General features: G+C 31.7%; 21 protein-coding genes. 7 read left to right on the forward strand and 14 right to left on the reverse strand.

Features of this window, described 5'->3' with window-relative positions:
• Window positions 1-25: 25 nt before the first annotated feature.
• Entirely contained in the window at window positions 26-1,162 is a 1,137-nt protein-coding gene (locus ACKGJY_RS07925; RefSeq protein WP_413973377.1) for a response regulator, read from the reverse strand.
• 212 nt (window positions 1,163-1,374) lie between these two features.
• Here ACKGJY_RS07925 and ACKGJY_RS07930 point away from each other — a divergent pair, with 212 nt between their 5' ends.
• The 4 genes from ACKGJY_RS07930 (at window position 1,375) to ACKGJY_RS07945 (ending at window position 5,722) form a co-directional block, all read left to right on the forward strand.
• Window positions 1,375-2,547, forward strand: coding sequence for a glycosyltransferase (locus ACKGJY_RS07930; protein ID WP_413973338.1), 1,173 nt, complete (start codon window positions 1,375-1,377; stop codon window positions 2,545-2,547).
• A 124-nt stretch (window positions 2,548-2,671) separates the two neighbouring features.
• On the forward strand, window positions 2,672-2,950 hold the full coding sequence (locus tag ACKGJY_RS07935) for an STAS domain-containing protein (RefSeq protein ID WP_413973339.1): 279 nt from the start codon (window positions 2,672-2,674) through the stop codon (window positions 2,948-2,950).
• 34 nt (window positions 2,951-2,984) lie between these two features.
• Complete coding sequence (locus ACKGJY_RS07940) at window positions 2,985-4,238, forward strand: oligosaccharide flippase family protein (protein ID WP_413973340.1); 1,254 nt, start codon at window positions 2,985-2,987, stop codon at window positions 4,236-4,238.
• 266 nt (window positions 4,239-4,504) lie between these two features.
• Window positions 4,505-5,722 (forward strand): glycosyltransferase, encoded by a 1,218-nt coding sequence (locus tag ACKGJY_RS07945; RefSeq protein ID WP_413973341.1) that lies wholly within the window; start codon window positions 4,505-4,507, stop codon window positions 5,720-5,722.
• Here ACKGJY_RS07945 and ACKGJY_RS07950 read toward each other — a convergent pair.
• From ACKGJY_RS07950 to ACKGJY_RS07960, 3 genes are read right to left on the reverse strand one after another with little or no spacing between them, the layout of a single operon-like run.
• The gene (locus ACKGJY_RS07950) at window positions 5,712-7,229 is read right to left on the reverse strand and encodes a cellulase family glycosylhydrolase (protein WP_413973342.1); all 1,518 of its coding nucleotides are present in this window, start codon (window positions 7,227-7,229) and stop codon (window positions 5,712-5,714) included. The genes ACKGJY_RS07945 and ACKGJY_RS07950 overlap by 11 nt on opposite strands.
• The gene (locus ACKGJY_RS07955; protein ID WP_413973343.1) at window positions 7,223-8,440 is read right to left on the reverse strand and encodes a hypothetical protein; all 1,218 of its coding nucleotides are present in this window, start codon (window positions 8,438-8,440) and stop codon (window positions 7,223-7,225) included. Before ACKGJY_RS07955 ends, ACKGJY_RS07950 begins: the two co-directional genes overlap by 7 nt.
• A complete protein-coding gene (locus ACKGJY_RS07960; protein ID WP_413973344.1) occupies window positions 8,440-11,529 on the reverse strand; it encodes a hypothetical protein in 3,090 nt (1,029 codons plus the stop codon). Before ACKGJY_RS07960 ends, ACKGJY_RS07955 begins: the two co-directional genes overlap by 1 nt.
• A gap of 184 nt (window positions 11,530-11,713) precedes the next feature.
• Between ACKGJY_RS07960 and ACKGJY_RS07965 the strand changes: the two genes are divergently transcribed.
• From ACKGJY_RS07965 to ACKGJY_RS07975, 3 genes are read left to right on the forward strand one after another with little or no spacing between them, the layout of a single operon-like run.
• Complete coding sequence (locus tag ACKGJY_RS07965) at window positions 11,714-12,085, forward strand: response regulator (protein WP_413973345.1); 372 nt, start codon at window positions 11,714-11,716, stop codon at window positions 12,083-12,085.
• Window positions 12,086-12,108: 23 nt separating this feature from the next.
• Complete coding sequence (locus ACKGJY_RS07970) at window positions 12,109-13,293, forward strand: response regulator (RefSeq protein WP_413973346.1); 1,185 nt, start codon at window positions 12,109-12,111, stop codon at window positions 13,291-13,293.
• A gap of 20 nt (window positions 13,294-13,313) precedes the next feature.
• Window positions 13,314-13,796, forward strand: coding sequence for a family 2 glycosyl transferase (locus tag ACKGJY_RS07975; protein ID WP_413973347.1), 483 nt, complete (start codon window positions 13,314-13,316; stop codon window positions 13,794-13,796).
• 31 nt (window positions 13,797-13,827) lie between these two features.
• Here the strand turns inward: ACKGJY_RS07975 and moaA are convergent, their stop codons facing one another.
• From moaA to ACKGJY_RS08025, 10 genes are all read right to left on the reverse strand, one after another.
• The gene (moaA, locus tag ACKGJY_RS07980; protein ID WP_413973348.1) at window positions 13,828-14,835 is read right to left on the reverse strand and encodes a GTP 3',8-cyclase MoaA; all 1,008 of its coding nucleotides are present in this window, start codon (window positions 14,833-14,835) and stop codon (window positions 13,828-13,830) included.
• A gap of 78 nt (window positions 14,836-14,913) precedes the next feature.
• A complete protein-coding gene (gene moaCB, locus ACKGJY_RS07985; protein WP_413973349.1) occupies window positions 14,914-15,825 on the reverse strand; it encodes a bifunctional molybdenum cofactor biosynthesis protein MoaC/MoaB in 912 nt (303 codons plus the stop codon).
• Between the two features lie 33 nt (window positions 15,826-15,858).
• Window positions 15,859-16,572, reverse strand: coding sequence for a GNAT family N-acetyltransferase (locus tag ACKGJY_RS07990; protein ID WP_413973350.1), 714 nt, complete (start codon window positions 16,570-16,572; stop codon window positions 15,859-15,861).
• Between the two features lie 27 nt (window positions 16,573-16,599).
• Entirely contained in the window at window positions 16,600-17,043 is a 444-nt protein-coding gene (locus tag ACKGJY_RS07995) for a molybdenum cofactor biosynthesis protein MoaE (protein WP_413973351.1), read from the reverse strand.
• 86 nt (window positions 17,044-17,129) lie between these two features.
• Window positions 17,130-17,363 (reverse strand): MoaD/ThiS family protein, encoded by a 234-nt coding sequence (locus ACKGJY_RS08000; protein ID WP_413973352.1) that lies wholly within the window; start codon window positions 17,361-17,363, stop codon window positions 17,130-17,132.
• The gene (locus ACKGJY_RS08005; RefSeq protein WP_413973353.1) at window positions 17,347-17,931 is read right to left on the reverse strand and encodes a molybdenum cofactor guanylyltransferase; all 585 of its coding nucleotides are present in this window, start codon (window positions 17,929-17,931) and stop codon (window positions 17,347-17,349) included. Before ACKGJY_RS08005 ends, ACKGJY_RS08000 begins: the two co-directional genes overlap by 17 nt.
• A gap of 1 nt (window position 17,932) precedes the next feature.
• Window positions 17,933-18,673: a sulfite exporter TauE/SafE family protein gene (locus tag ACKGJY_RS08010; protein WP_413973354.1), complete on the reverse strand. Its 741-nt coding sequence runs from the start codon at window positions 18,671-18,673 to the stop codon at window positions 17,933-17,935.
• Window positions 18,674-18,708: 35 nt separating this feature from the next.
• Window positions 18,709-19,062: a four helix bundle protein gene (locus ACKGJY_RS08015; protein ID WP_413973355.1), complete on the reverse strand. Its 354-nt coding sequence runs from the start codon at window positions 19,060-19,062 to the stop codon at window positions 18,709-18,711.
• 45 nt (window positions 19,063-19,107) lie between these two features.
• The gene (locus tag ACKGJY_RS08020) at window positions 19,108-19,446 is read right to left on the reverse strand and encodes a winged helix-turn-helix domain-containing protein (RefSeq protein WP_413973356.1); all 339 of its coding nucleotides are present in this window, start codon (window positions 19,444-19,446) and stop codon (window positions 19,108-19,110) included.
• 9 nt (window positions 19,447-19,455) lie between these two features.
• On the reverse strand, window positions 19,456-20,634 hold the full coding sequence (locus ACKGJY_RS08025) for a molybdopterin molybdotransferase MoeA (RefSeq protein ID WP_413973357.1): 1,179 nt from the start codon (window positions 20,632-20,634) through the stop codon (window positions 19,456-19,458).
• Between the last annotated feature and the right edge of the window lie 4 nt (window positions 20,635-20,638).

A 20,638-nucleotide genomic window follows, 5' to 3' on the forward strand; every position in this document is an offset into this window, starting at 1 on the left:
TTAAATTAATGGTGCTTTGGCTGTTTTATTTATAATGCAATGCAATTTGCCCAAGCTGTCCTACAATTTTAATAGAATCTTTCATTGATAATTTAGAGCCATCAGCATGTATCCATCGTTTTAGTGGTTGTTCGCAGATGTATGAAATCGCTTTTTTCTTTCCATAATGCTTTCGCATTCTTATAAAAATCTCGACATCAAAAATCCAAGCACTTATAAATTTATCATTAAACATATGTTTCACAATATCTTTATCCATAATTTTTGCACCACATTGTGTATCGTTAAAAGGCATACCTAAAATAGTTCTTATAATAAGGTTTATGGTTTTGCTTATTATTTTTCTGGCAGACTCCTTGGTAATATCAGCGCCCATTCTACTCATTCTAGAACCACTCACAATTTTAAAATCAGAAGTTTCAATAGTTTTTACTAAATCGTCAAAATCTCTAAAATCTGTTGATAAATCCGCATCTAAATATCCTATATAATCCAATTGAGAGTCTTTTGCTAAATGGAGAACGCCTTGTCTAACAGCCTCGGCTTTTCCACCGTTTTTTTCGCAGTTATATACGCTAATATTATTTTGTCTTTCCTTTTGTAAGTCATTTAAAACTTGCAACGTATTATCTTTACTACCATCGTTTACAAAACATAAATGATAGCCTAAGTTACTGTCTACAAAGTCAATAAATTCTTTACTCAACAAACGTTCTTCTTCATTATAACAAGGTATTACTACACCCACACAGCGTTTTTGAAGCATTTGTTCTTTTGGGCTATTGCTTTGTGGCTTATTTGTTTTAATACCAAATATTCTAGAAATTCTTACGGTAACTTCGTTTAAGGATACGGGTTTTTTCATGTAATCGTCAATACCTAAATCAAACCCATCTATTATAGTATCTTCACTTGTATTACCAGAAAGCACTAAAATTTTAACATCTGATTTTTTTTCATGTCTAATTGTCTTAACAACGTCTAGACCGGATATCCCCTCCATATTAATATCTACAATTACAATATCTGGTTGATAAGAATCGAAGATTTGTAGTCCTTCTTCTCCTGTATTTGCGGTTTTAATACTAAATCCTAGGTCGGTTAAGTGTTTTCTTAGTGACAACACTATTAATTGCTGGTCATCTATGGCTAAAATTTTAATCATATTGGTAGGTTTTATTAAGGTTAAATTTAGGGTTTGTACTACTTTTTATTATGTTTTTTATGTTATAATTTGTCGTAAATATAACTTTTTTTTGAAAGAAATATAAGATTTTATTGTAAATTTTATCGACAAATGGTATATTTGTTCGTTTTCGTGTCAGAATTAAAGAGTTTATGCGAAGATTATTTTAACCCAAAACCTACCAAATTATGAAGATAGCTATTGTAACAGCATATCCACCAAGTAAGGTTACTTTAAATGAGTATGCATACCATTTAGTAAAACATTTTAGACAAAAACAAGACGTTACAGAACTCATTTTGTTGTGTGATTATACTGATAACGAAAAGGACATTAACTTTACAGAAGATGGATGTAACATTACTGTAAAAGAATGTTGGAGATTTAATAGTTACAAAAATATAGTAAGTATTACTAAGGCTATAAATATTACAAAACCAGATGCTGTTTTGTTCAACCTACAGTTCATGAAGTTTGGTGATAAAAAGGTTGCAGCTGCATTAGGATTAATGTTGCCATTAGTTTGTAAATTAAAAAAGATTCCAAATATTGTATTACTGCATAACATTATGGAGGAAGTAGATTTAGGAAGTGCTGGTTTTACTAATAATAAGCTGATGCAAAACGTATATGGTTTTATTGGTAATACGTTGACGAGACTTATTTTAAAATCTGATACTGTAGCTGTAACCATGCAAAAGTATGTTGATGTTTTAAGCAAAAAGTATAAAGCTAATAATGTAAAATTAATACCGCATGGTACTTTTGAAATTCCAGAAGAACCTAATTATATTACACCATCTAACCCAATGCAAATAATGACATTTGGTAAATTTGGTACGTATAAAAAGGTTGAGGCTATGATTGAAGCTGTAGAGAAAGTACGGAAATCAACCGATTTAAACTTAGAGGTTGTTATTGCTGGTACAGATAATCCCAATGTCCCTGGGTATTTAGCAAAGGTTAAAGAAACTTATAAGGATATACCGCAAATTCGTTTTACTGGTTATGTTGAAGAAAACGAAGTTCCTGTGTTATTTAATGAAAGTACGGTTGTTGTTTTTCCGTATACATCTACTACTGGGAGTTCTGGAGTATTGCACCAAGCAGGTAGCTACGGTAAGGCTGTAGTAATGCCAGATTTAGGCGATTTAGCAATGTTAGTTAAAGATGAAGGGTATCAAGGTGAGTTTTTCGACCCTAAATCTGTGGATAGTTTAGCGCAAGCCATTGAGAGCATTGTAACTAATAATGATTACAAAGTTAAGCTAGGACAAATTAATTATAAAGCAGCAACGGCACACCCTATGTCTGATATTGCAGAAATGTATCTAAATACATTTAAAGCAGTTGGTGCTTAAACTTTATTTTTTATTCATTCACCTAAAGCTAAGTGCGATTTAACGAAATTTAAACCTGCTACATCGTATGAAGAAGCATCTTTGTATCAGAAATCACAAGTACTAATCATAAAACCCCAAAACTATGTCACTTAAAATTAAAGAAAACAATACTACTTTTTTTATTGAAGGTTCTATTAACGCCTCAACAGCTAATCAGTTTAAAAATCATATGGAGTTTTTAATTCTGTATAAAAAAGAACTTACTATTAATATTGATAATGTTGCTGCTATTGATAGTAGCGGAATGCAAGTATTTAGAGATTTATATAAAACAGCTATTGCTAACAACAAAAAATTTGTTGTAGTAGGGTATGGGTGCAAGGAAATTTTTCAAGATTTTGAAACAAGCGTTGCAGCTTAAATTACAATAGGTTAACCCTTAAAAACCCAAAGTTATGCAAATCTTAACATTTTTGAAATCAAAAAAAATCTCCCCAGAACAACTATTTATGCTAAGTGTTTTGGCTGTAAATGGGGGTAATTACTTGTACAATCTTATTTTGGGTAGACTGTTAGGACCAGCACAATTTGCAGATGCCGCAGTACTTATTACATTTTTATTGGTGTTAAGTTTTGCAGCTATGACATTTCAATTAGTAACTGCTAAATTTTCCGTGCTTTTTGAGCATCAAATTTTTAAAAGTTTTATTGCTAAAGTCTACAAAAATGCACTTTTAGTTGGTGTTTTAATGGGATTACTTATCGTTGTTTTTTCAACACAATTACAATCTGTATTTAATACATCGTCGTCAAATATGTTTCTTGTGTTTGGTTTTGGTGTGCCTTTATACTTTTTAATGAGTGTAAATAGAGGCGTGTTTCAAGGAAAAAAAGCATTTAAACAGTTATCAATTACGTATCAATCTGAAATGTTAAGCAGATTAATCATTACTTTAGGTTTGATTTTAATTTTCAATATCCAATCTTCAGTAGTTATTGCTGTTGGTATTTTAGCATCTTTTGTATTCGGACTTTTTCCTTTTAAATCAGAACATATATCATTCAAAAAAACGCTAGCACTTCCTGAGGTTCATTCCAAAAGTATTAAACATTTTTTTGTGATAACTGCGTTTTACGAATTAACACAAATCATCATTAACAATAGTGATATTCTATTAGTTAAGCATTATTTTGAATCTTACGAAGCAGGATTATATGCCTCTTTGGCTTTAATAGGGCGTATTGTTTATTTTATAGCTTGGATGTTTGTAATGTTGTTATTACCAACTGTTGTACAACTTAAAAAGGACGGAAAAGAAACTGCTCCTATACTTTTTAAATATATAGGCTACATCGCAGCAATATCTGTAAGTATCATTTTGGTATGCTTAAGTTTTCCAGAACTTATTATAAATATCTTGTTTGGTGAAAGTTACATAGCTATTGCACCTTTATTATGGCAATATGCCATTGCTACAAGTATGTTTGCTATTTCAAATATTTTCGCCTATTACTATCTCTCTTTAGATAAATATATACCAGTAATTATTTCTGGTGTGTTTGGTATGTTACAAATGGCATTGGTTATCTTTTTTCATGACAGTTTGGAGGAAGTCGTACATGTACAAATTATTGCTATGGTATTGCTGTTAGTTATTCAGATTGTATTTTTTAAGTTCGATTCTAAATCTTCAAGTAAATTTGAATAATTAGTAGTTTTAAGGCTTCTTTAGGTGATTTCTTATTTAGTTGAAATGGCTAAAGCGTGTTATTTGAAGAGTGATAGTTATGTCGAGACAAGGCACAAATGAGGCATCACATCATTAAAACTAGACGTTTTCAATTTAGCTTTATCTTAAGTAATTTACCATTCGTCTACAGTAAAGGTAATCCCATCTACAAGAGACTCATTTTAGTTGAATAAAACCCCAAATTTGTACTGTAATTAATATTATAGTATTTAAAATAATATATCATGAAATTAGCAATTGTAACAGCATATCCACCAAGTAAGGTAACATTAAATGAATATGCATACCACTTAGTAAAACACTTCAGGCAAAACCAAAATATCACAGAATTGGTATTGCTTACTGATACGACTAAAGGTGAAAAAGACATTAGCTTTACAGAAGATGGCTGTAAAATCACTGTAAAAGAATGTTGGACGTTTAATAGCTATTTAAATATTGTAAAAGTTACTAAAGCTATTAACCAAGTAAAACCAGAAGCCGTATTATTCAATCTTCAATTTATGAAGTTTGGTGATAAAAAAGTGGCTGCTGCATTAGGCTTAATGTTACCTCTAGTGTGTAAATTAAAAAAGATTCCAAACATTGTGTTACTTCATAATATTATGGAGGAAGTAGATTTAGGGAGTGCTGGTTTTACCAGTAATAAAATCATGCAAAAAATTTACGGATTTATTGGTACTACACTAACAAGATTGATTTTACAAGCTGACACCGTTGCAGTTACTATGCAAAAGTATGTAGATATTTTAAGTAATAAATATAATGCTGATAATGTAAAGTTGATACCTCATGGTACGTTTGAAATTCTTGAAGAACCTAATTATGAAACACCTTTAGAGCCATTTAAAATAATGACTTTTGGTAAATTTGGAACTTACAAGAAAGTGGAAGGGATGATTGAAGCTGTAGAAATGTTACGAGAAGTCTCTAATCTAAATATGGAAATAGTTATTGCAGGAACCGATAACCCAAATACTCCTGGGTATTTAGAAAGCGTACAAAAACAATATAGTCATGTTAAAGGTTTGAAATTTACGGGTTATGTTGCTGAAGAAGACGTGCCAACGATATTTAAAGAAAGTGCTGTTGTGGTGTTCCCATACACGTCTACAACAGGAAGTTCTGGTGTGTTGCACCAAGCAGGAAGTTATGGTAAGGCTGTTGTTATGCCAGATTTAGGAGATTTAGCTTTATTAGTACAAGATGAAGGTTATAGAGGCGAGTTTTTTGATGCGGAAAGCCCAAGTAGTTTAGCGATTGCATTACAGAAAATTTTGGAAAATAATGCATACCGTGTTTCTCTTGAAAAAGCAAATTATAAAGCAGCTACAGCATACCCAATGTCTAGAATTGCAGAATTGTATATCAATACGTTTGAAGTGATAATAAATAAAAAATCTTCTAAAAATTCTATACAATCTCAAGAAGTTATTCTTTAGAAATATATTGAAACGCGGGCTTAGTCTCTCCGTTTTGGTTGATGAAGCCAAAATGCTCTTGAGCCCGTTTACGCCAAGGAAGTCGTCCAACGACTTCCTTTGGTATTTCAGCAAAATCGTAAAGTGTCCAGGACATAAATTGTAAATTATTGTCAGCAATAATGCCTTGTATCTTTTTATGATACTCAGATTGATCTTCCTCCGAACTCCCAAATAAATTCCAAATGCCACTGTAAGATGACAATCCAAACTCTTGCAGAACCAAAGGTTTATTAGGTATATCAGTTTTCATAGTTTTGATGGCGGTGTCTAATTGATCTAAATCTTCATAATAATGAAAGGATACGAAATCTACTTTATCTTTTAAAATAGAAGCACTTTGTGTATTAGACCAACCAATGGTAACAGGATGGAGGTTGTCATTAGATTTTACAACATCAATCATAGTATTTAACCAAGCTATAACCACGTCTTTTCCTCTAGAATCAAAATCTAAATTGGGTTCATTTTTAATATCCCAAGCTAATAGTGCCTTATGGTTTTTTAGAGCATTTATTATAGTTTCAGCATGACGATGGTTTAATGTCCAGTCCATCACATCATAATTACCATAAAAATCAAAAAGCGTTATAACTACTTTTAAATCGTTTACTTCCGCTATATCTAAAGTCTGTTTTAGCTGTTCTAATTTTTTATAATCAACTGCAGCTTTACCAAAATCTTCATATTGCACAAAAATCCTGATGCTATTTAACCCTGCATCTTTTATAATTTTGAAATCTTTAGAAATTGTGTCTTTAGAAAACGTATCCCCAAACATCTGCCATGGGTTGGCTTGCGGGTAGTAATTAATCCCTTTAATATTCAAACTATCAACCGCAACAGTTTTAGTTTTTGATTTGTAGATTTCAGTATCTTCCTTTACCAGATGCCTAATGCGCCAAAACCCATCTTCCAGTAAAAACACCATCTTATAAATGGATGTTTCTGTAGTTTCTAAAACTAATTTATCAGCTTTAAAAACACGTTTATATTCTATCACATCTCTATCTGTAATAACGACTAATTGGCCATCTTCACTAAAAAACTCTAAAGTTGGGTTATGATTTAAAGTAGTAGCTTCAATACTAATATCTTCAGCGTTATTATGTGCAATAAAATCATATAAATTTTTTCTTGCACTGTCAGTATAGTAGTCTTTAATGCCAGCAGTTTTGTTGGTTTTGTATGCTATTTGTTTTACATACCATGCATCTAAATAATCGTTTTGTAGTGCGTTTAGGTTTTCTTTATCCATGGGTCTACCTTCATTTTGTAAAGGTGCCCAAACTAATTTTGGTAAATATTGGTCTACTTTTTTTATCTCTGTGTGTAGCATCTTACTACGATCTGCACCTGTATTTAAATAACTAAATAAGGCACTTATGCCATAAATTATAAGCGCTATGAGTATAATGTAAGACGCTATTAATATGCTGCGTAGTATGTTTTTATTGAGACCTACCATAGCTTTACTGTCTTAAATTCTTTTTGTTTACCGGCAGTTTTAATACTGAAATTATAGGTGCCATTTTCATAAACAGCAGGTTTTAATCTATACTTTACATAGCCATTAAATGATGTTTTTGTAAGCGTTTCAATATTTTTGTCGTTTTTGTAAATAGTTAGAGTTACTTGCAATCCATCTGGTATCATTTGTTGCATAAAACTTTTTAGAGGGCCAACAGTTATAGTTCTATTATTTTCTGAAAATTCAACCTTAAAATCTTTAATAACTTGTATGTAATTTAAGGTTATCTTATTACTTTCAGCCATACCATTTACATAGGCTTTTATACTCCAATTATCTTTATAGTCAGGATGAATTATTTTTGAATTGGCTACACCATCAATAGTTGTTCCTGTAGTTTTTAAAATATTTCCTTTAGAATTAGTGATAAAAAAGGTGACAAAAGTGCCATCACTAACTATGTTATTATATCTATCTTTTATTATAGAAGTAGAAAATGTAGTGACTTGATTTCCATCGGCATAATTATGCGGGCGAGTAGCAGTAATATTAAAATTTGTAGGTATTGCAGCAGTTACATTAATTGTAAATTCTTTTGAATTTTTTTCTAAACTTTCAGATGATATAAGCATACGCCCATCCTCTTTTTTAGAGTTTATGTTCTTATACGCAATTAAGTTTTTAGTATAAATAGCATCTTTTTCTTCTGAAGTTAAAAATTGATATTTCGTAGTTACCAAAGAGTTTTCAGGTATAGGATTATCTAATGAATCTGTCGGCATAACAACAAGCATAGTATAATCTGTACCACCAGCTTCAATACTTGGTGGCCCAATGTAAGTTTCCATAGTAGCAACTTCTGCCTTGGGCTGCATGTAAAATTTACCTGAAAGCACTCCGGATTTGTCCAATAATTTCCAATTAACAATACCAATCTTCTTTGTAATATTTTTAGGAATGATATATTCTAAAGTGTTGTTTTTTAAAGTAGCAGCGACAAGTGTAGAACCATAACTGTTAGAGCAGTAGAATAGTGGGGTTTTCGTTTCGGCGCTTGAAAATTTTAATATCACCTTACTGCCAACGTCATAGTTTGACTGTGTACTTAATAATTCAATTTTGGCTGAAGTATCATTTTCTTGTGCAATGGTAAACGATGACTGAAATATCAAACCGAAAAATAATATGTATGTTAGTTTTATTCGCATTAATTTGGACTGCCTATATAGGTGTTTATTTCAATTTTTATATAACTAAAATCAGGATGCTCAATAGGTTGTAATTGCGCATGTGTATGATTTTTAATTCTATTAGGTACAATTTTATCAGAGATGTCTTTGTTTGGTAAACCATTTACAAATATGTTTTCCATACTCTGGTTTATACTATTTACCGTTCCATTTTCTAAAACTTCATACTTAAAATCTTGTTTACGTTGTTGTCGTACACCAGCTTTTACAAACAAATGGTCTACCCAAACCATTTTTTTATTGGCATCATAATACGTAATCAAAAGTTGAGGTATTGTAATTTCTTGAATTCCACTATTAAATAAGTTTCCGCTTATAACATTATTATCAATAGTGATAGCGCTTAGTACTACGTTTTTGTATAAATCGGAACCTGATACATTTCCCGCAACTTGTAAGTTGAATTTTGTAGGCTGTTCTTCAAAAGCAACAGGTGTAAATTCATCCGGATTAAACGTATCTGGAATAGAATCTTGTGTTTTAGCCCAGGCAATACCCTCAAAATTAATTCTAAAACTACTGGATTCTTTAGGCATTAATTTATGCTTTACATGATACTTAGCGTTGTAGGTTGCTAATTGTTTGTTCTCGTCATTATATAGGGTTCCTTTTAAAATAACATCCGCAGGAACATTATCTATATTTTGAACCTCTCCAATTATTGCATAACTGCCATTATATTGTACCAATTTAGCAGATAATACTTCTAAAACAGGTTGTTTTAATACATCTTCATGATGGGTTTGTTCTGTGGTTATGCGTCGTCTTCCTTGGTTAAAATATTTTGTTACATTATTGGAGTATAGTTGGTCTGGTGGTAAATCGTTATTTAAATCGTCTGGTTGTAAATACCATTTACCTTTAATTTTTGATAACGATTTATACTCTATCTTTTCAATTTTTTCAAGAGGTGTAATCCATTGTGTAGTCACTTTTGCAGACACCGTACTATCGTTATACGTCTTTATTTCAGTATCTAATGCATCCATTTTAGCATAACTACTTAATAAGCCATCGGTTACCGAAATTTCTAGCATATACTGTGCAATTGGTAGGTTGCTTTTTGGATCAATTAAGCTATGTGCTTTTTCAAACTCCTTAAAATCTAAGGCATCATAATACGCCATAATAGCATTTTCTGGACTGCGTTGCGAATCGTTTTTTAAATAGAATACATAAATGCCATAACATACCACTAAAGCCAATATTAGCGACCAAATATGTGTAATACGTAGTACGTTTCTATTAAATTTATTATAGGTTGTAGGAAACTTTAAAAAATCTGGTATAGGTTTAAAACGCGTTTTTAGCATATTAACCCAAAGCATTTGTATGTTTAAAATAAAAGCGATTAAAACTGTTAAAAATGGCATAATACCCCAATGTATTTTTAGCCATTTTGCCACATCTTCTTTTGGTAAAATTGCAGATACTGGCGGTATGTTAAGGCGCTCCCAAACCATGATACCGTTTTCTAGCTGGCGTAGCCGTTGCCACCCACAGAAATAAAGAATAGGGTCGTAAAACTTATCGTTAGAAAATATGTATTTAAGATTGTATTTTTCTGGTGTAGTTAAAAACTGTTGTAAAGAGCCTATACCAGCAACACCTTTAAATTTAGAGTTTTCTAAACGTTCGATTGGTCGGGTGGTTAATTCTGGTAATCGTCTTGCAGAATGGTAGTTACCATCTACAGTCATAGCATTGGTTTGGGCACTTAACCACGCCATTTGGTCGCCAAAACCTAAGGTTAAAAATCGCCATTTATCATGATCGTCTTGATTTAAGAAATTCACAATAGGGAGCATTTTTATTTTTTGAGGCTGCGATGGTCTAAAGTAATTTAAACTCATGGTGAAAATTACCATAAACACAAAAAGACCTGCCAATATACCGCCAATAATTCTGTGGTATACAGCACCAAATTTACGCTGTATTAGTGCTTTTAAATCGCCTTCAACAAAACGATAAGCGAATTCACCCATTAAAGGTATAGATAATATTGATGCCCAAAGTGTAAATCGGTCTAGTGTTAATATGTTAAATGCAGTTTCGCCTAACATTTTTAAAGGGATTGGTGTGGTGCCACCAGTTCCTAAAATAGTGCAAATGGTTACAGATAAGCCAAAAAACAAATAACGTTTGCTATAATATCTGTAAAATATATACGGCAATAATACAAGTAATACACCCCAAGGAATTAGAAAGAATACCAGTCCAGAAGATGTGATTTCTAAGAAATTATCACGAGAGCCATGAGGAATTGGCACTTGCGTAATAGGATTTGCTTTAGAATTTAGCCAATAGGGAAAAATACAACCAATAATTAATACTAACGAGAGCATCCCAAAGCTAACAATACGTTTAAATAGTTTAAAAAATGTATTTAAAAACAGTTTAAAGGTTACGGCTTTCATGGTGTCGACTTGTTCTCTAGACACGTCCATAATTACCATCCCTATTAAAGGAAATATAAAAAATACCATGCCAAAAATAGGGGTGACATGATGCGAAGTAACCGTAACTGCAATAAGCGATAAACTTGTGGCTAAATACCATTTTTTACCTGTTTTAAGCCATAAATAAATTTCGGGTAAGGCGTGCATTAAAACGGAAACTCCAACAATACTTGGTAATTGTCCAAAAATATGTAAGGTTTCTACAAAAGAAGATGAAAACACAGCTAATAGTGTTGCATAACCTGCTACTGTTTTATTGCCAGTCATTAGCAGCGAAAAGCGATAGGTGCCTGTAATAAATAGAACTATAGCAATAAGCGCAACACTAAACATACCAAATTTTAAACCACCAACTAATGACAATAAGCCTATAGATTGATGGACTAAAGGTGGATAACTTTGTACCGTAAAACCAGTATACCACTCGTAGTTCCAAGGTTCAAACCAACTGTTGGCATAATGATCTGCAAAAAATAGATGTATTAAAGCATCATACGTAGTTTCTAAAGTAAAAAATATAGCACTACCGTGAAACGCTAAACCTAAAATAAGGGCAGATATTAAGTATTTATTTGAGGTTTCTTTCATTAATTATTTTGAACGGTAAAAGCTACAGGTGTAAAGATAAATAATTTAATTACTAGGCGTGATTTTATTTATCTATACAAATCTGCCATTCGTCTACACATCACTATGCCTTAGGCTAAATATTAATTTTACAAGTGCTCTTCAATGTACATTTGTCCTGTAATTAATAACAATATCCATTACAATGAAAATATTAGCCATAGACGATGAACAGCTAGTTTTATTGCCCTTACAAAAAAGATTAGAAGAACTAGGTTACAAAGTATGCACAACAACAGATGCTAATGAAGGTATAGGGATCTATGATAGATTTAAACCAGATTTAGTAATTGTAGATATCAATATACCAGATTTTTCTGGAATAGAATTTATAAATTATATAAGAATTAACAAAAACTCATCTACTCCAATAATAGTTTTATCAGGCAATACTAGTAACGAAATTATTACCAATACTTTCAAACTTGGAATAAATGATTTTATAAAAAAACCAGCATCATTAAATGATATTTGTGCACGTATTAAACGCTTAAATATCTTTTTTAAAATACATTAATTAAATTCTAAAAATTAGAAATCATGAAAATATTAGCCATAGACGATCAACAATTAGTTTTATTACCCATACAAAAGCGGTTGATAGAATTAGGATATGATGTTAAAATAGAAACAGATGCCAATAATAGTATTTCACTTTACAACTCATTTAAACCAGATTTAGTAATTGTAGATATTAATATGCCTAAAGTCTCAGGATTAGATATAATTAAAAAAATAAGAAATTCAAAAAAGGCGGATACACCAATAATGGTTTTATCAGGTAATACAAAAGATGATATTATTACTGAAGGCTTTGAATTAGGTATTAATGATTACATGAAAAAGCCATTAAGCCTTAATGAAATTTGTGCACGTGTTAAACGATTAATTGGCGCACCAGAAGTTAAAAATATGACTCGAAAAAGTGATGTGATGATTCAAGAGCGTTGTGTCGGGGTTGTGATACCATGCTACAATGAAGAAGAACGTTTATTAAGTAGAGAATTTACTGATTATATAGATAAAAATTCTGGTTACCATTTATGCTTTGTAAACGATGGAAGTAAAGACAAAACGTTACAAGTATTAAAAGAATTACAAAAAGGAAGAGAGGATTTTATTACAGTATACGACTGTGAAAAAAATGGAGGTAAAGCTGAAGCGGTACGTTTAGGAATGTTGCACATGGCTAAAAAAGAAGATTTAGATTATATTGGGTTTTTAGATGCCGATTTATCTACAGATTTAGCAGACTTTGATGATTTAGTAAAAACTATTGAAAGCTCTGAATTTAAAATAGTTAGTGGTTCTCGTATAGCAAGAATGGGCGCAAATATTACTAAAGAATCGGCACGAAAAATAATTAGCTTAACTATTAATTTCATCATCAGAAAAATTTTGAAAATGGATTTTAAAGACACGCAATGTGGTGCTAAAATTTTCCATAAAGATGTTATAGCGATAGCTTTTGGTAAAAAATTCGTCACCCAATGGATTTTTGATGTTGAAATCTTTAAAAGAATGAGTATACATTTTGGTTTAAAACAAGCAAAAGCAATGCTTTGTGAGCAGCCGTTAAAACGATGGATTCATGCTGATGGTTCTAAACTTTCAATGAAAGATTCTGTTAAAATTGTGGGTCAATTAGCGCAGATTGCTTGGGTTTATAGAGGAAAAAAGAAGCGTGCCTACGCTATTGAAAACGGAATTTTAGGGGTAGTATAATTGTTTAAATAATACTAGTAATGAAAATAGGAATTATTATAATATTTCACAATAATGAAAAAGATATAAATACACATTTTTTTGTTGAGCATTTAAATGAGGCCAAAAACTTAGAATTATGTTTAGTAAATAATGCTAGTAGAGATAAAACGTATCAAATTCTTAAAGATATAAGAGCTTTATGCTTAAATACTATTACCATAGTAGATATTAAAAAATTTAAATCTGATGTTTTTGCAATTCGATCAGGAGCTCGGTTTATGTTCAATCAATTTGATTTAAAACATGTGGGATTTGTAAATGCTAATCAGTTAAATAACTATATGCCATGTATAAACAATATCATAACCTCTATAACTAAACATCAAGATATTTTAGTAAAATATAACAGTGAAGTTTTAGAAAAAAAAGAAATGAAACAAACCTTATTTAAAAGTATATTTTCTATAACTGAATCCTTAGAGATATTAAAAAATGATCATCAGCTCATTGATTTATCCTAATAAGGATTTAGTATTATAAATTCTTAAGTAATTACCCCCCAATAGTTATCATACTTCTGTTGTTAGTGTGAAGTTTTGGTTCTTGAAGTTTCTCCAAAGTATCCATACCACCTCGAACTTTAAATTTTGCTTGTACTGCTTTTTGAATGATAGGTTCAATCGGTTTTCCTTCACGTAGCGTTGTTAACAAATCAGATTCTCCAGATGAAAACAAACAGTTTTTTAATTGCCCGTTGGCAGTTAAACGCAATCTATTGCAAGAATCACAAAACGGATTGGTTACAGAACTAATAATAGCAAAACTGCCTTTATAGCTTTTTATTTTATAGTTTTTAGAGGTATCGTTTGGAGCATCCTGTAAACGTTCTATTTTGTCTTTTGAAAAGGCTTTGTTGACGTATTTCATAACTTCTTTGTAGGATACTAGCTTACTCATATCCCATTTGTTGCCATCAAAAGGCATGAATTCTATAAAACGAACTGAGATTGGTAAATCTTTCGTGAAATTTATGAAATCGATAATTTCATTATCATTAAACCCTTTCATTAAAACGACATTTACTTTTACGGTAAAACCTTCTTTAACTAATAGTAAAATATTGTCATAAACCTTTTTAAATTCAGCTCTTCGGGTAATATATTTGAACTTAGCGGCGTCTAAAGAATCTAAACTGACATTAATTTTTTGAACACCATTTGCTTTTAAAACATCAATAAATTTATCAATAATTACCGCGTTTGATGTTATAGATAATTCCACAGGCAAACTTGAAAGTTTTTCCAAAATCACAGGAATATCTTTTCTAACTAAGGGTTCGCCTCCGGTTAATCTAATTTTGGTAACCCCATGATTTACAAAGGTTTTAGCAATGTCATAAATTTCCTCGTAAGTCATTAAATGACTTTTAGGAGATAATGCTACACCATCAGCAGGCATACAATACGAACAGCGTAAATTACAGCGTTCGGTTAATGAAATACGCAAATACGCATGGTCTCTACCATGCGAATCTTGTAATATATTTTTATTGTCGCTCATGTATTCAATCTGTTTAATTGTTGAATCTTTGCACTTTGTAATCGGTTAAACAATTTAACGATTCCACGAATCAAAATTTTAGTCATGTCTTGCACCCTTTAAAATTCTAAAACTGTGTAATACAGCAGGAAAAATTGCATCCATTGATTCCTTTGCACCATTTGTTGAGCCTGGTAAAGCCAATACCAAAGTATCTCCAATTGTACCGGCTACACTTCGGGATAGCATTGCGAAAGGTATGCGCCCTTGTCCGTAGCTTCTAATCGCTTCCTCAATACCCGGGATTCTTCGCTCTAATAATGGTATAAGTGCTTCAGGTGTAACGTCGCGTCCTGATAAACCAGTTCCGCCAGTATATATTACCAAATCAATACCTTGTTCTTGAAATGATTTTGCTTTTTGCTGAATGTCTGCGACTTCATCAGGAATAATGACATATTCTGAAATGTTCACATCACAACTTTCTAGCTTACTGATAATAGCTTTTCCAGCTTTATCTTCTTTATGACCAGCCGAAATAGTATCCGAACAAACCACAACAGCAGCGCTTAAATCTTTTCTAAATTTATCTCTAAAATCAGATTTGCCACCTTTCTTTTTTAGCAGTTTAATAGCATGAATCTCTATGCCTTTATCAATAGGCTTTAGCATGTCGTACATGTTTAAAGCCACAACGCTAGCGCCATGCATCGCTTCAACTTCAACACCTGTTTTATAAATGGTTTTTACAGTGAATAAAACGGTTATTTCAAGACCGTCAATTTTGTATTCAATACCTGTAAATTCAATTGGCAAAGGATGACAATCAGGTAAAATGTCTGGAGTGCGCTTCACGCCTAATAATCCAGCTGCTTTACTCATCGCAAATACATTACCTTTTGGAACGGTATCATTTTGTATCGCATTAATTGTTTCAGGTTTACTAACTTTTACAACGGCTTGTGCAATTGCGGTTCTTAGTGTGGTATTTTTATATGTAATATCTACCATTTCGGGCTTATTTAATAATTATTGAAACAAGTTTTATGTAATTATCTTTGTGAGAATAATAAAATTCTCGTCAAATAAAAGATGTTTTGAAAGTTTTTTTACTTGGTTAGTTATGATTTTTTTCCCGTTTAAGACTAATTCTAATTGCCAATTAGCAGAAGCAGGAAAAATTATTGGTCTGATCAAAGTTTTTTTATCTTCTAAAAAAATCAAGTTCCAAACCCATGTTGGAAGGGTATCATTAATCTGATAAGGTTCGCAATTCCATAAACTAATAGTGGAATTTATATTAGCTTTTCCTTCAGGCTGCAAAGTCTTCACTAGCGGTTTATACATATAAATAATATCAGCATGTTCTTGTAGTTTTGGAAGGTTATTAAAACCAATTTTTTCCCAAAAAGATTCTGAACTTGGAGGTGAACAATAAAGTTTTGTAACTAACACCCTTTCAGTTATAAAATGTTCAAATGTTTGTTTTAATAATTCTTTTGCATAACCTTTTCTTCTCTCTAGTGGCTTAATTTCTAACTTATCAATTATTAAAATAGAGTTATGAATCCTGTAAGACAAAAACCCAATAGGATAATCATCACGAGTTATTACAATTAAATTGTTTTTTTTAAATGCGACCAAAATGATTTCCCAGTTACAATAAAATCCTTCGTTAGTATTGTTCCACTCGCTAGATAACCAATTTTCAATATTGGTAATATGCTTTTGATTTGGATTAATATCAAGTTTTAACACAGTTTTTTATAAGTATAATTCAACAATTTAAGAATTCACTTTCCATTGGTGTGATTCGTCTTCAAAAATCTCTTTTCCAAAAACAGGAACATCTGCTTTAATGGCTTCAACTATAAATTCTAAAGCTTCGAAAACGACTTTGCGTCTTGGTGAAGAAACGAATACAAATAGACATATTTCTCCAACTTTTACTGTTCCTAAACTGTGATAGATATGCATGCAGGTTAAATCAAATTTCTCAAAAGCTGCTTCTCTGATCTCATGAAATTTTTTATTTGCCATATCTTCATATGCTGTATACTCAATAGCTGAGACTGTTTTGCCATCAATGTCATCTGCTCGAACTTGACCAAGGAAAATATTATGCGCTCCAATACTCGTTTTAGTTTGGTGTTTATAAATCGAGTTCCCTATAAAATCGGAAGAAATAGCGCCTTCTCTAAATACATTTTTTGGTTTTTTATCTTTCATTTGATAAAGTTTAATGTTGTATCTTTTTATTTTGTGTAATTGTGTAATCGTTTGTAAAGGTTAATGATTCAACTGTTAAATAAAAATTATCCCCCTGAAAAAGGCGGTAATAATGCAATTTCATTTCCTGTTAATTTTGTGTCTAATCCTACTAATTCCTGATTTTGGGCTACTTTAAAATTTTTGTTGTTCAATGAGTTATATATTGAATACAATTGTTCTAAAAGTTCTGAAATAGAAGTTCCAGAGACTTCTAGCTGTTCTTCGTTTTTGTTTGTCACTTCAGCTATTTGACCAAAATATTTAATAGTAATCAGCATTTTGTATCTGTTTAAATTCTTCTTTAGTATTTATGTTCATTGTGGTATTTTCAAATGCCTTATCTAAAACTACATTTTTAAATTGGCAACTTTTAATAGCTATTCTCAATCGGCGTTCATCTTTCTTTAAAAACTTATGAAAAACGCCAGCAATGCTCTTTTTATAGATGGCTACTAACGGCATAGACTTACCATAACTTTCAGCTTGAATAATTTCAGAGGTGTCATCGATAGCATCAATTAGTTTTTTCAAAGCTTCCGATGTAATTAATGGAATATCGCAACTTAAAACCAAATTATATTCTGTTTTTGAGGTTTGCAATCCAGAATAAATCCCAGAAACCGGACCAGCATTTTTTATAGCATCTGTAATGCGTTTATAACCAAAAACATCATACTCTGGATTATCTGAAACAATAATTATTTTTGAAACTAAAGGTTTTAGCGCATCAATGCTATATTGTACGAAAGATTTATTATTCAATATTAAAAACCCTTTGTCTGTACCCATACGAGAGCTTTTACCGCCTGCCAAAATAATACCTGTTATGTATTTTTTCCGTATCATATTAAGTGAATATTAATTTAGCACAGGCTATAATTAAAACAAAAGCTAATATGTATCGTAAACTTTGATTGTTAATTTTTTTACTACCATAAAAACCACCTAAAACACCTCCAATTAAGGCAATCCCAACCAATAGGAAAGAGCCACTTTCAATAGATACACCACTTTTAAGTTGGCCTGCCAAACCAGCTGCGGAATTTACCCAAATGAATAGGGCCGAAACTGCCGCAGCTTCTTTCATTTTCCCCCAATGCAAGAGTAAAATAATAGGCGTTAGTATAATACCGCCACCAATACCAATGAGTCCAGAAAAGAATCCAATAATGCCACCAACTATAAGTCCTTGCCAAAGTTTTACTTCTTTAATAGTGTTACTTTCTTTTCCAAAAACATTCAGCATTTTTAGAATTGCAAAAATGAGTAAAATAGCTAAGATCTTTTTGTAAATAGATGAATCAACTTCTAAAGTACCTCCTAAATACGCCAACGGAATAGAAGCTGTAGCAAATGATAAAAAAAGCTTCTTATTGAAAAACCCTTCTCTATAATAATAGTAAAACGCTATACCAGCTACAAAGATATTAAGTAATAGCGCTGTAGGCTTCATAGTTTCTGCTGCGAATGAAAACAAAGCCATTAAAGCTAAATAACCACTTGCGCCTCCATGTCCAACGCTTGCATACAAAAAGGATACTACGGGTAGTATGAGTAAAAAGATGTATATGTTTTCTGTTTGTAGCATGTATTAGTGCCTAAAGTACTTAAAGTTAAAAGTGTCTAAAGTTTGTTTGAAATGGACGTGAAAAGTGCTAAAAGTTCTTTGGCTTCTTTTATTATTGGATTTAATTTTGCGTGTTCCACCCAATTCAAATCGTTTATTATTTCTAACCAATATTCAGTTTCACTAGCTTCACTTTCAGATATTTTTATTTTATTTTTAAAATCACGTTTACTTCGAGACCTATTCGCTTCACGATAATTAGCGCCAACACTTGTGCCTGATTTGGTTATCTGATTTTTAATAACTTTTGCTTCAATTGAGTTAGGTAAAGCACTAGATAATTTTATAACAGAAATACCAAATTGCCTCGTCCTGTATTCCAATTTTTTCGCAAACTCCTTATTATTCATTACTTTTTAACTTTAGTCACTTTAAATACTTCTAACTTTAGACACTTAAAGTAATTCAATTCTTGCTAATTCCTTGTCCAAAAACTTCCAACAATTCCTATTAATCTCATCAAAAGCAACAACAAGCGATTTTCCATATTCAGTAAGTTCTGCACCTCCGCCACCTTTACCACCAATACTGTTTATAGTTACAGGCTTTTTGGCCGATTTATTCACAGAGTCTAAGAGTTGCCACGCTTTTTTATAGGATATATTTAGAGACTTTGCAGCTTTAGATAACGACCCTGTTTCTTGAATGGCTTTTAGTAAATGCACTCTACCTTCACCCAGAAGCACATTATTGTCTGCTTCAATCCAAATTCGGCTTTTTATTTTGTATCCCATAAGTGTATTTTAGTTTGGTAATAAAATGACTTCCAACTCAGTTCCGATTTTAATTGTTGTAAGTTCAGCAGGCGCAAATACCAAAGCGTTAGCTACCGCAAAGGTCTGTAACATCGATGAGTTTTGACCGTCTAAAATTTCAACCTTTCCGTTATTATAAATCCCTTTTAAAAATTGAGGGCGATCTCCTCGTTTTTCAAAAGTACTAGTAGATGTTACTTTAACTCTGGGTAATTCCAAAACCTCACGATTCATAAATTGTTGCAACGTGATATAAACATAGATATAAAAACAAGACAATGCCGCGGCAGGATTCCCAGGAAGTGCAAAGACCTTAGTTTCATTCTTTTTTCCAAAAAATAAAGGCTTACCAGGTTTCTGTTTTACCTTATAAAAAAGTTCTTCAACTTTTAATTCAATAAGCGCTTTTCCAACAAAATCGTAATCGCCAACGGAGATTCCACCTGTAATTAATACCAAATCATTGTCATTTAACGCTGTATCTAATGTTTCAATGGTTTTTGTGTAATCATCTTCAACTTTATAAAGTGTAACATCATAAAACTTCAAATTATAAAGTGCGCTCAATAACATTTTAGAGTTACTTTCATAAATTTTGCCGTATGCAAGGTCTTCACCAGGTGCTATTAGTTCATTTCCAGTAGTTACAATCCCTATATTTGGTTTTTTAAAAACCGAAACTTCAGTAATTCCCAAAGACAGTAAATAGCCAATTGCAGCAGGTGTGAGTTTAGTGCCTTTTTTAAGAGCAATATTTCCAGTTTTTACTTGCTCACCTAAAGGGCGAATATTAAGTTCTGTTTTAATTTGGTGAGAAATAGTAATCGTATCACTATTTACTGTCACTTTTTCCTGCATCATTACCGCATCTGCAGAATCAGGGACAGGAGCACCAGTAAAAATTCTAACTGCATCACCCTGTTTTAATTTAAGTGCATGTCCATCACCAGCTTTAATTTCTCCAATTAAATTATAACTTAAGTTTTCGTGTAAATTTAGTGCATACCCATCCATAGCCGATTGTCGAAAAGGAGGCATGTTGATAGGAGAGAAGATGTCTTCAAACAATTCATAACCACCAGCTTTTTCAACCTTTTTTATAGTTGACTGCAGCAGTGGTTTGCCGTTTTCTTTTACAATGGAAATAGCTTCAGCAATAGAAATCATAAAA

The organism is Hyunsoonleella sp. 2307UL5-6 (genome assembly GCF_047345485.1).
Taxonomy (GTDB): domain Bacteria; phylum Bacteroidota; class Bacteroidia; order Flavobacteriales; family Flavobacteriaceae; genus Jejuia.

Excerpts from the sequence above, each read along its gene's own strand:
- ACKGJY_RS07930 (WP_413973338.1), top strand. The coding sequence starts at position 1,375 with ATGAAGATAGCTATTGTAACAGCATATCCACCAAGTAAGGTTACTTTA.
- ACKGJY_RS07965 (WP_413973345.1), top strand. The coding sequence starts at position 11,714 with ATGAAAATATTAGCCATAGACGATGAACAGCTAGTTTTATTGCCCTTA.
- ACKGJY_RS08010 (WP_413973354.1), bottom strand. The coding sequence starts at position 18,673 with ATGCTACAAACAGAAAACATATACATCTTTTTACTCATACTACCCGTA.
- ACKGJY_RS08005 (WP_413973353.1), bottom strand. The coding sequence starts at position 17,931 with ATGATACGGAAAAAATACATAACAGGTATTATTTTGGCAGGCGGTAAA.
- ACKGJY_RS07960 (WP_413973344.1), bottom strand. The coding sequence starts at position 11,529 with ATGAAAGAAACCTCAAATAAATACTTAATATCTGCCCTTATTTTAGGT.
- ACKGJY_RS08000 (WP_413973352.1), bottom strand. The coding sequence starts at position 17,363 with ATGCTGATTACTATTAAATATTTTGGTCAAATAGCTGAAGTGACAAAC.
- ACKGJY_RS07950 (WP_413973342.1), bottom strand. The coding sequence starts at position 7,229 with ATGGTAGGTCTCAATAAAAACATACTACGCAGCATATTAATAGCGTCT.
- ACKGJY_RS07995 (WP_413973351.1), bottom strand. The coding sequence starts at position 17,043 with ATGAAAGATAAAAAACCAAAAAATGTATTTAGAGAAGGCGCTATTTCT.
- ACKGJY_RS08015 (WP_413973355.1), bottom strand. The coding sequence starts at position 19,062 with ATGAATAATAAGGAGTTTGCGAAAAAATTGGAATACAGGACGAGGCAA.
- ACKGJY_RS07940 (WP_413973340.1), top strand. The coding sequence starts at position 2,985 with ATGCAAATCTTAACATTTTTGAAATCAAAAAAAATCTCCCCAGAACAA.
- ACKGJY_RS08025 (WP_413973357.1), bottom strand. The coding sequence starts at position 20,634 with ATGATTTCTATTGCTGAAGCTATTTCCATTGTAAAAGAAAACGGCAAA.
- ACKGJY_RS07955 (WP_413973343.1), bottom strand. The coding sequence starts at position 8,440 with ATGCGAATAAAACTAACATACATATTATTTTTCGGTTTGATATTTCAG.
- moaA (WP_413973348.1), bottom strand. The coding sequence starts at position 14,835 with ATGAGCGACAATAAAAATATATTACAAGATTCGCATGGTAGAGACCAT.
- ACKGJY_RS07935 (WP_413973339.1), top strand. The coding sequence starts at position 2,672 with ATGTCACTTAAAATTAAAGAAAACAATACTACTTTTTTTATTGAAGGT.
- ACKGJY_RS07945 (WP_413973341.1), top strand. The coding sequence starts at position 4,505 with ATGAAATTAGCAATTGTAACAGCATATCCACCAAGTAAGGTAACATTA.
- ACKGJY_RS08020 (WP_413973356.1), bottom strand. The coding sequence starts at position 19,446 with ATGGGATACAAAATAAAAAGCCGAATTTGGATTGAAGCAGACAATAAT.
- ACKGJY_RS07975 (WP_413973347.1), top strand. The coding sequence starts at position 13,314 with ATGAAAATAGGAATTATTATAATATTTCACAATAATGAAAAAGATATA.
- ACKGJY_RS07970 (WP_413973346.1), top strand. The coding sequence starts at position 12,109 with ATGAAAATATTAGCCATAGACGATCAACAATTAGTTTTATTACCCATA.
- moaCB (WP_413973349.1), bottom strand. The coding sequence starts at position 15,825 with ATGGTAGATATTACATATAAAAATACCACACTAAGAACCGCAATTGCA.